This is a genomic window from Streptomyces sp. NPDC049577, from assembly GCF_040675635.1.
Lineage (GTDB): Bacteria > Actinomycetota > Actinomycetes > Streptomycetales > Streptomycetaceae > Streptomyces.
In genome coordinates, this window is the sequence record NZ_JBFAPH010000258.1 from 1 (window position 1) to 8887 (window position 8887).

The 8887-nt window shown below is 72.9% G+C and carries 10 protein-coding genes; 5 read left to right on the plus strand and 5 right to left on the minus strand.

From position 1 onward, the window contains the following. The coding region (locus AB0K09_RS24325; protein ID WP_366067500.1) for a MarR family transcriptional regulator at positions 1–917 on the minus strand (917 nt) is incomplete at its 3' end. Positions 918–1073: 156 nt separating this feature from the next. Here AB0K09_RS24325 and AB0K09_RS24330 point away from each other — a divergent pair. The 3 genes from AB0K09_RS24330 (at position 1074) to AB0K09_RS24340 (ending at position 2721) form a co-directional block, all read left to right on the plus strand. Then, positions 1074–1472 carry a peptidoglycan-binding domain-containing protein gene (locus AB0K09_RS24330; protein WP_366067501.1) on the plus strand — a complete coding sequence of 133 codons (399 nt, stop codon included), beginning with the start codon at positions 1074–1076 and terminating at the stop codon, positions 1470–1472. A 74-nt stretch (positions 1473–1546) separates the two neighbouring features. After that, positions 1547–1891, plus strand: coding sequence for a peptidoglycan-binding domain-containing protein (locus tag AB0K09_RS24335; RefSeq protein ID WP_366067502.1), 345 nt, complete (start codon positions 1547–1549; stop codon positions 1889–1891). Positions 1892–1926: 35 nt separating this feature from the next. Then, positions 1927–2721, plus strand: a complete 795-nt coding sequence (locus tag AB0K09_RS24340) for a GNAT family N-acetyltransferase (protein ID WP_366067503.1) — start codon at positions 1927–1929, stop codon at positions 2719–2721. Between the two features lie 85 nt (positions 2722–2806). Here AB0K09_RS24340 and AB0K09_RS24345 read toward each other — a convergent pair whose 3' ends face one another. The 4 genes from AB0K09_RS24345 to AB0K09_RS24360 form a co-directional block, all read right to left on the minus strand. Next, complete coding sequence (locus tag AB0K09_RS24345) at positions 2807–3451, minus strand: maleylpyruvate isomerase N-terminal domain-containing protein (protein WP_366067504.1); 645 nt, start codon at positions 3449–3451, stop codon at positions 2807–2809. A gap of 97 nt (positions 3452–3548) precedes the next feature. Next, positions 3549–3728 carry a hypothetical protein gene (locus AB0K09_RS24350; RefSeq protein WP_366067505.1) on the minus strand — a complete coding sequence of 60 codons (180 nt, stop codon included), beginning with the start codon at positions 3726–3728 and terminating at the stop codon, positions 3549–3551. 135 nt (positions 3729–3863) lie between these two features. Continuing rightward, positions 3864–4607 carry an exonuclease domain-containing protein gene (locus AB0K09_RS24355; RefSeq protein WP_366067506.1) on the minus strand — a complete coding sequence of 248 codons (744 nt, stop codon included), beginning with the start codon at positions 4605–4607 and terminating at the stop codon, positions 3864–3866. A gap of 95 nt (positions 4608–4702) precedes the next feature. After that, positions 4703–5944 carry an SAV2148 family HEPN domain-containing protein gene (locus AB0K09_RS24360; protein ID WP_366067507.1) on the minus strand — a complete coding sequence of 414 codons (1242 nt, stop codon included), beginning with the start codon at positions 5942–5944 and terminating at the stop codon, positions 4703–4705. Positions 5945–6201: 257 nt separating this feature from the next. Here AB0K09_RS24360 and glgX point away from each other — a divergent pair, with 257 nt between their 5' ends. Both glgX and AB0K09_RS24370 read left to right on the plus strand, forming a co-directional pair. Further along, positions 6202–8361: a glycogen debranching protein GlgX gene (glgX, locus tag AB0K09_RS24365; protein ID WP_366067508.1), complete on the plus strand. Its 2160-nt coding sequence runs from the start codon at positions 6202–6204 to the stop codon at positions 8359–8361. Positions 8362–8391: 30 nt separating this feature from the next. Beyond that, on the plus strand, positions 8392–8887 hold a 496-nt coding region (locus AB0K09_RS24370; protein WP_366067509.1), incomplete at its 3' end, for an alpha-amylase family glycosyl hydrolase.

Below are 8887 nucleotides of genomic sequence, written 5' to 3' on the forward strand. Positions count from 1 at the left end.
ACCAGCCCGGCCGCCCGCAGCACCGCCGTGTGCTCACTGGCGCTCGCCAGGGCGACGCCGGTGCGCTGGGCGAGCTCGGTCGTCGTACAGCCCTCGCTGTCGGCTATCGCGTACAGGACGGCCGCGCGCGTACGGCCGAGCAAGGTCTCCAGAGCGGCCGGCGTCGCACCGGACAAGGGCGCGGTCGGCACGGCCTGTCCGTGCGCGTCGCGGTGAGCTGGGTAGACCAGCATCGGCTGTGGCCGGGCCGGCCAGTCGACCACCGGCGCGACACAGCCGAACCAGGAGGGCGCCAGGAGCAGGCCCTGGCCCTCCAGGTAGAGGTCCTCGTCGTAACCCGAGACCATGACGATCTCGAGCACGGGCGGGCGCCAGGTGACGTACCGGGGGTTCAGTCCCGCCAGCACCCGCTCCACACCGCCGCGCGAGAACTCCCGTAGCCGGACCGCGCGGTCCGCCTCCAGGCGCGTCCGGATCCGCGGCCAGTACGGCGCCAGCACCTGCTCGTGCACGCGGCCGAGGCTGTCGAAGAGCTCCCCCAGCATCCGCGGGTCGTCGCGGAGGCGGCGCGCCCGGAGCGGCAGCCCCTGGAGGGCGGCGATGAACTCCAGCTCGTCGAGGATCCGCCGCCGCGGCAACGACCGGGCCGCCTCCAGCGCTTCGGCCACGTCGCCCGTCGGGCTGCCGACGTGGAGGAAGCCCGGCGACCACCCCCGTGACGGTATGAGGTCGAGCACGAGCCGGTCCCTCGGCCGCAACCGGCCGCGCACCTCGCGGCGCCACGCGCCGAAGGCCACGGAGTGGGTGTTCTCCTGCAACATGCGCACTGCGATGGACAGTTCGAACAGCGGCTGCGGCACGTCCGCGATGCGCGTGCGCGCCAGGTCCTCCGCGGTGAAGTGAATACGACAGCTCATGCCCGCGCTCCCCCCCTGCGCCGGTGCCGTTCCGGGCAGCACGTTAGCGATACGTCCTGTTTCGGCGGAGACCGAAACAGGACGACCTGGTGTGCGGGGCGCACGCAGTCTGGTGGCGCACGACCGGCCCGGCCGTCGTCGCAGGACGACGGCACCGTGACGAAGGAGAAGTCCATGCAGTTGATGCGCGCCGGCAAGGCGGCAGGGCTCGCGGCGGCGACCGCCCTGCTGGGCCTCGGCGGAATCGCCACCCAGGCCCACGCCACCCCGCACCCCTCCGCACCGAGCATCCAGCACTTCACCTGCGACTACACCGACGCGGAACCCACCCTCCGGCTCGGTTCCACCGGGCAGGCCGTGAAGCAGGCCCAGTGCCAGCTGAACAGCGTGCTCGACCGGCGCGTCGCCGTGGACGGACAGTTCGGGAGCGGCACCAGAAGCGCCACCGTCGCCTTCCAGCAGTGCGCGGGCCTGGACGACGACGGCGTGATCGGCCCCAACACCTGGTCCGCGCTCGACTACTGGTGGTGGAACGACATCGACTGCCACCGCTAGACCGGACCCATACCGACGGTGCGGCGGCGGCCCCCGGGGGAACCGCCGCCGCGCCCCGTACCAGGAAGGTCAGCATGCCTCGTACCAGATCCTCCGCGACCGCCGCGCTCCTCGCCGCGCTCTCCCTGTGCACGGTGGCGACCGGAGTCGCCGCCGCTCGGCCCGCGCCACCCGCCCGGACCGTCTGCGGCTCCGGCGCCTGGGACCCGCAGGGCAAGGACATCGCGCGGATCCAGTGCGAACTCACCGTCGCCCTCACGGACTACCACGGTCCGGTCGACGGCGTCCTCGGCCCTCGGACCCGGCAGGCCGTGCGGGAGTTCCAGTTCTGCGACGGCCTGCCCGTCACCGGTTCCCCGGCCGGCACGACCCGGTCCGAGCTGCACCGGGTCTATCTGACGGGCGTCCCGATTTGCTGAGGCGCCCGTGAGCGGTCCGCCCTAGGATCGGCCCGGTGGACGTGACATCCCTCGGCTACCGCACCGATCTGATGCTGCGCGTACTGGCCGGCTCCGAGATCGTCGACCATGGCTCGCACCTTGTGGTCCGGACGCCGGCCAACCCGGCCTACCGGTGGGGCAACTTCGTGCTGTTCGACGCCCCGCCGGGGCCGGACGACGCGGCGCGGTGGGCCGAGGTCTTCGCCCGGGAGTTCCCGGGCGCGACGTACGCGGCGCTGGGCGTCGACGGCACCGGCGGCGCCACCGGTGACGCGGAGGCCCACGCCCGGCTGGGCGTGACCGCGACCGTGGACACCGTCCTCACCACGAGGCAGCTGTGGCCGCCCGCTCGTCCGCGTCCTCACGTGACCGTCCGCGCCCTCGCCGGCGACGAGGACTGGGCGCAGGCCGCGAAGCTGCGCCTCGCCTGTGCAGGCGCTCCCCTGCCCGACGAGCACCGGCGGTTCCTGGAGGACAAGCTCGCCGAGTACCGGCGGCTGTGCGAAGCCGGACACGGCGCCTGGTTCGGCGCGTTCGCCGACGGGCGGATGCGGGCGGGGGCCGGGCTGTTCACCGACGGCGACGGCCTCGCGCGCTTCCAGGACGTGGAGACGCATCCGGGCTTCCGCCGCCGGGGCCTGGCCACGGCACTCGTCCACGACGCGGGCTGGTGGGGGCTGAAGGAACTGGGGGCGCGCACGCTCGTCATCGTCGCGGACCCCGGCTACCACGCCATCCACCTCTACCGCGCCCTCGGCTTCCGGGACGCCGAACGCCAGGTACGGCTGCACCGTGATCCGGTGTTGTGAACCGACGCGGCATCCCGCACGGTGCCGCTGCTGGAAGCGGGGCGGGATGCTCGCCGGCCGGGGGAGGGCTGAGTGTCACGCACCACTAGAGCGCGTTGACCGCCTTCGGGGCGCGCTCGGTCCGGGACAGGCCGCGGAGGACCGCGACGGGGCCGTGGCGGCGGATGGCGATGCGGGTCAGCACGTCCACCACGGACTCGGTGGCCGCCGCCGGGACGGCCGGCGTCTCCAGGCCGACGCTCGCCGCCAGATCGTCACTGTGGATCAGCAGCTCCAGCAGCCGGGTGCGGAGGAAGGTGTCCACGCTCAGCGAGATGCCCTCCTGCCAGTGGCCCATCCGCACCTGGTGGTCGGGGACGGACGGCAGGTCGGCCGTCAGGTGCGCCAGCGCCGCGGCGGTGCGCGCCACCAGCCCGGCCGGGCCCTCGGCGCTCCGCTGCTCGGCGTTGTCACGTATAGCGGTGTTGATCTCGCTGTCGGGGTCCTCGCCGATCCAGCGGAGCTGGGCGTAGTAGGCGTCGATGTCCAGTTCCCTGCCGCCTTCGACCGGCACGGCGACGACTTCCGGCACCGACAGGATCTGGTGCGCCAGGTGCTCGGCGATGCCGCCGACCGTCATCTTCGGGAGGGCGCCGGGCTCGTCCCAGGCCGCGGCCACCTTCGGATCGGCGATCAGGCCGGCGGCGGCCCGGGCCGCGTCGAGGAACAGGGAACGCATGCTGCTGGTCATGCCGTCAGGCTAACTGCCGGAAGCCTCCCTTCGGTTCGGGGGCGGAGCGGCGTCCTGCCCGGGTGCCGGCGTCCGGCGCCCGGGCAGGACGGCCGGGTCACGGCAGGACGATCAGCCCGTTGCGCTCGGGTGCGCCCGAGTGCCACGGGTCCGCACTGGCCGCGTTGGCGTTCACGCTCACCAGGCGGCTCCAGGGCGCGTCGTCGGCACTCGCGGGCGCGCTGAGGATGCCGAGGAGCGCGGCGGCTCCGAGGAGAACGGTCGTGATGCGGCGCATGCTGTGCCTTCCGGTGACTGAGCGATCAGGTCGGGCCGGGCCTGCCCACGCTGCCTCGGCCGCATGCGCGGCATCACCCGTGCGGGGACGCCGAATCGGTCCTCCGAGCGCACGTTCGCCACCCGAAGAGGCCCGTCAGGTCGTCTCCTCCCGCAGCGGCCAGCGGTCGTCCACCACGGCCCGTGCGTCGCCCTTGCCGCGCAGCCAGCTCTGGTAGCCCGTCGCCCACTCCGCGTACCAGCGGATCTGCTCACGGTGGAGCTCCCACGGCTCCATGGCGCCCACCCACCCGTGGCGCGCGGCGAGGGCGCGGGCCACCCGGACGGCGGCCAGGGCGTCCGCGCCCGCCTCGTGGGCGTCGTCCAGGACCACGCCGTACTCCTCGCAGACGGCGGCCAGGGTGCGGCGGCCCTTGCGGTAGCGGTCGGCCGCGCGATCGATGGTGAGCGGGTCGATGACCGGGCCCACCACGGCCGCACCGTCGCCCACCGCGCCGTCGTCCGGCCCGCGCAGGCGGTCGGCGAGGGAGGGCAGGCCGTGCCGGGCCAGCTCCGCCGACAGCAGGGTGAGGTCGAAGGCGGCGTTGTAGGCGACGACCGGGCGGCCCAGCGCCCAGTGGCCGGCCAGGACGCCCGCGACCTCCTCCGCGACCTCGTGGGCCGGGCGGCCGGCGGCCGCCGCTCGTTCGGTGGTGATGCCGTGCACGGCCGTGGCCCCGGCCGGTATGGGGACGCCCGGGTCCGCCAGCCATCCGTGGCGGGCGGCCACCTCGCCGCCCTTGGTCTCCACGACCGCCGCCGTGACGATCCGGGCGGTCGCCGGGTCGGTGCCCGTTGTCTCCAGGTCGAAGCCGATCAACGGCTCGCCGTACCAGCCCATGGGCGGTTCCCCCTGTAGGTAGTGCTCCCCCGTGTGGTCACCCAGACTGCCACGGGCCACTGACAACGGGCCCGGATCACCGCCCGGAGGGACCCCTAGGACACCGGCCGGGAGTCCGCCCACACTCCCTCGAACTCCTCGCGGTAGGTCTCGAACAGGCCGCCGTCCTCGTCGCGGCCCTCCCGCAGGACGCGGCCCCCGCCGCGCAGGACGAGCACCGGGGCCTCCAGGCCGCGCGCCTTGCGCAGATAGGACTGCACCACCGCCAGGCCGTCCGGGCCGTCGCCGTTGACCAGGTAGGCGGTGAAGCGCGGGGTCTCGTCGAAGACGCGGATCTCGAAGGCGGCCGGGTCGCGCAGCCGGTCGCGGACGCGGCGCATGTGGATGATGTTCATCTCCACGGACCGGCTCATCTCGCCCTTCTTGATGCCGAGTTCCCGCTCCCGGCGGCGCACCGCGCTGCTGGCCGGATTGAGGAAGAGCAGCCGGGCGCGGCAGCCGGATTCGGCCAGCCGGATCAGGCGGCGGCCGGAGTAGTTCTGGACGAGGAGGTTGAGTCCTATGCCGACGGCGTCGAGGCGGCGGGCGCGGCCGAAGAGGTCCTCGACCGGCAGCTGCCGCTGGAGGCGTACCCGGTCGGGGTGCACGCCGACGACGTCGGCGTAGCGGTCGCCGACGAGGTCCTCGACGGCGTCGATGGGCAGCCGGTCGGCCGAGGAGGCCCCGGTGCCGGTGCCGCCGGCGAGGATGTCCAGCAGCCGGGCGGCGGCCCGCTCGGCCTGGGCGAGGACGGTCTGGGACAGGGCCCGGTTGCGGGAGACGACGTTGCGGGCCACCTCCAGCTCGTCCAGTGCCAGTTCGAGCTCGCGCCGGTCGTCCAGGTAGGGCTCGAAGCAGGGCCAGTGCTGGACGAGCAGCTCGCGCAGCTGCGGCAGGGTGAGGAAGCTGAGGACGTTGTCGTCCGCCGGGTCCAGCAGATAGCCCTTGCGGCGGCTGACCTCCCGTACGGCCGCCGCGCGCTGCACCCACTCCTGGCCCGCCGGGCCGGCGGCGGCGACGACCCACTCCTCCTCGCCGTGCACCGGCTCGTACACCGGGCGCAGGACGGCGCAGACGACCGCGCGCAGCCGCTGTTCGACCAGGTTCAGCCAGATGTAGGCGCGCCCGGCCCGCCGGGCGCGCGTGCGCACCTCGTTCCAGGCGTCGGCGCCCCAGTCCAGTTCCGCGCCGATCTCCCCCGGTCGTGCCAGGGACACCACCCCGGGTGGGGTGTCGGCCGCGGCCTCTCCCTCGGGACAGTCGTCTCCAGGGGGCAGTTCCAGCCCGCCCGAGCTCACCAGTGCACCGCCTTCCGCCCCCGTCCAACGATCAAGGCAGATTACTGTGCGCGCGGGAGGCGGTGCATCCGCGGCCGTACCGGCTCCGGTCAACTGTGCGGTGCGACCACCGGGTTGCCGGAGGCCCGGTGGGCGGGAGTGAGCTGATTCATAGCCAGGAGTCCGCCGCGGCCCCGTCCGTCACCCGGTCGGAGGACCACCGGGCCGTGCCCCGGGAATGACCGAGAAGTCGCCCGGAGACGTGGAAGACTCGTTCCATGCAGGTCTGGCCCGGGCAGGCTTACCCCCTCGGCGCGACGTACGACGGCGCCGGCACCAACTTCGCGGTCTTCTCGGAGGCCGCCGAACGGATCGAGCTGTGTCTGTTGCACGAGGACGGCTCGGAGACGGCGGTGGAGCTGCTGGAGACCGACGCGTTCGTGTGGCACGCCTATCTGCCGGGGGTGATGCCGGGTCAGCGGTACGGGTTCCGCGCGCACGGCCCGTACGAGCCGCATCGCGGGCAGCGCTGCAACTCGGCGAAGCTGCTGCTCGATCCGTACGCCCGGGCGGTCAGCGGGCGGGTCGAGTGGAACGAGGCGGTCTACGGCTACCGCTTCGGCCGGCCGGAGAAGCGCAACGACATGGACTCCGCGCCGCACACGATGACGTCGGTGGTGGTCAACCCGTACTTCGACTGGGGCGACGACCGGCCGCCGCGCACGGACTACCACCATACGGTCATCTACGAGGCCCATGTGAAGGGCCTGACGATGCTTCACCCCGCGCTGCCGGAGGAGGTGCGCGGAACGTACGCGGGGCTGGCGCACCCGGCGGTGATCGACCATCTGACGGGGCTCGGGGTGACGGCGATCGAGCTGATGCCCGTTCACCAGTTCGTCCACGACCACCGGCTGGTGGACGCAGGGCTGTCGAACTACTGGGGTTACAACACCATCGGCTTCTTCGCCCCGCACAACGCGTACGCCTCCTGGGGCGACCGGGGGCAGCAGGTGCTGGAGTTCAAGTCGGCGGTGCGGGCGCTGCACGAGGCGGGCATCGAGGTGATTCTCGATGTGGTCTACAACCACACGGCGGAGGGGAACCACCTCGGGCCGACGCTGTCCTTCCGGGGGCTGGACAACGCCTCGTACTACCGGCTGTGCGACGATCCGCGCTACTACATGGACACCACCGGCACCGGCAATTCGCTGCTGATGCGCAGTCCGCACGTGTTGCAGCTCATCATGGACTCGCTGCGGTACTGGGTGACCGAGATGCGGGTGGACGGCTTCCGGTTCGATCTGGCGGCGACGCTGGCGCGGCAGTTCCACGAGGTGGACCGGCTGTCGTCGTTCTTCGACCTGGTGCAGCAGGACCCGGTGGTCAGCCAGGTGAAGCTGATCGCGGAGCCGTGGGACGTGGGCGAGGGCGGCTATCAGGTCGGCAATTTCCCGCCCCTGTGGACCGAGTGGAACGGAAAATTCCGGGACACGGTGCGGGATCTGTGGCGCGGCGAACCGGCCACCCTCGCCGAGTTCGGATCGCGGCTGACCGGCTCCTCCGACCTCTACCAGGGCGACGGCCGGCGGCCGCTGGCCTCGATCAACTTCGTCACCTGCCACGACGGCTTCACCCTGCACGACCTGGTCGCCTACAACGACAAGCACAACGAGGCCAACGGCGAGGACAACCGGGACGGCGAGAGCCACAACCGGTCGTGGAACTGCGGGGCGGAGGGCGAGACGGACGACCGGTCCGTGCTGGATCTGCGCGAGCGGCAGATGCGCAACTTCGTCGCCACGCTGATGGTCTCGCAGGGCGTGCCGATGCTCAGCCACGGCGACGAGTTCGCCCGCACCCAGCGGGGCAACAACAACGCCTACTGCCAGGACGACGAGCTGTCCTGGGTGCACTGGCCGGACGCGGAGGAGGGCCCGGAAGGAGCCGCGGAGGGGGCGGGCGGCGCGTCCGCGGCCCTGGCACGCCGGATGCTGGCCTTCACGCGGTCGATGGTGTGGCTGCGCCGCGACCACCCCGTCTTCCGGCGCCGCCGCTTCTTCCACGGCCGCCCGGTGCAGGGCACCCACGACGAGCTCTCGGACATCGCCTGGTTCACCCCCGAGGGCGACGAGATGCGGGAGGAGGACTGGCGGGCCGCGCACGCCAAGTCGCTGACCGTCTTCCTCAACGGCGGCGCGATCTCCGAGCCGGGCACGCGCGGCGAGCCGATCACCGACGACTCGTTCCTGCTGATGTTCAACGCCCACGACCAGCCGCTGGACTTCGTCGTCCCCGTGGACCACGGCCGGCAGTGGCGGGTGGTGGTCGACACGGCGAGCCCCGAGGGCCTGGTGACGGACGGGCCCAAGGTCGAGGCGGGCGAGCGGCTGACCCTCACCGGCCGCAGCCTCGCCGTGCTGCAACGCCCCGCCTGACACCCCGTCCGGCGGGGTACGCATGTTCCCATGAGGCGTGAGAGCACCGCCGTCCCGCCGACGGCCACCTACCGGTTGCAGCTCCAGCCGGACTTCCCCTTCGCGGCGGCCGAGCGTGCCGTGCCGTACCTCGCCGGCCTGGGCGTCTCGCATCTGCATCTGTCGCCCGTGCTGGAGGCCGTCCCCGGCTCGGCCCACGGCTACGACGTGACCGACCACACGGCCGTACGGGCCGAGCTGGGCGGCGAGGAGGGCCTGCGCGCGCTGGCGCGCACCGCCCGGGAGCACGGTCTGGGGCTGGTGCTGGACATCGTGCCGAACCACATGGCCGTGCCCGCGCCCGAGCACCTGAACGGACCGCTGTGGGAGGTGCTGCGGGACGGTCCGGCCTCCCGGCACGCGCGCTGGTTCGACATCGACTGGGCCGAGCACGGCGGCAAGGTGCTGCTGCCCGTGCTGGCCGGGCCGCTCGGCGAGGAGCTGGAGCACGTCACCGTCGAGGACCGCACGCTGCGCTACCGCGACC

Bases quoted from the DNA above. Each gene is read 5' to 3' on its own strand.
- glgX (WP_366067508.1), top strand. From the start codon at position 6,202: ATGCAGGTCTGGCCCGGGCAGGCTTACCCCCTCGGCGCGACGTACGAC.
- AB0K09_RS24350 (WP_366067505.1), bottom strand. From the start codon at position 3,728: ATGCGCCGCATCACGACCGTTCTCCTCGGAGCCGCCGCGCTCCTCGGC.
- AB0K09_RS24355 (WP_366067506.1), bottom strand. From the start codon at position 4,607: ATGGGCTGGTACGGCGAGCCGTTGATCGGCTTCGACCTGGAGACAACG.
- AB0K09_RS24335 (WP_366067502.1), top strand. From the start codon at position 1,547: ATGCCTCGTACCAGATCCTCCGCGACCGCCGCGCTCCTCGCCGCGCTC.
- AB0K09_RS24345 (WP_366067504.1), bottom strand. From the start codon at position 3,451: ATGACCAGCAGCATGCGTTCCCTGTTCCTCGACGCGGCCCGGGCCGCC.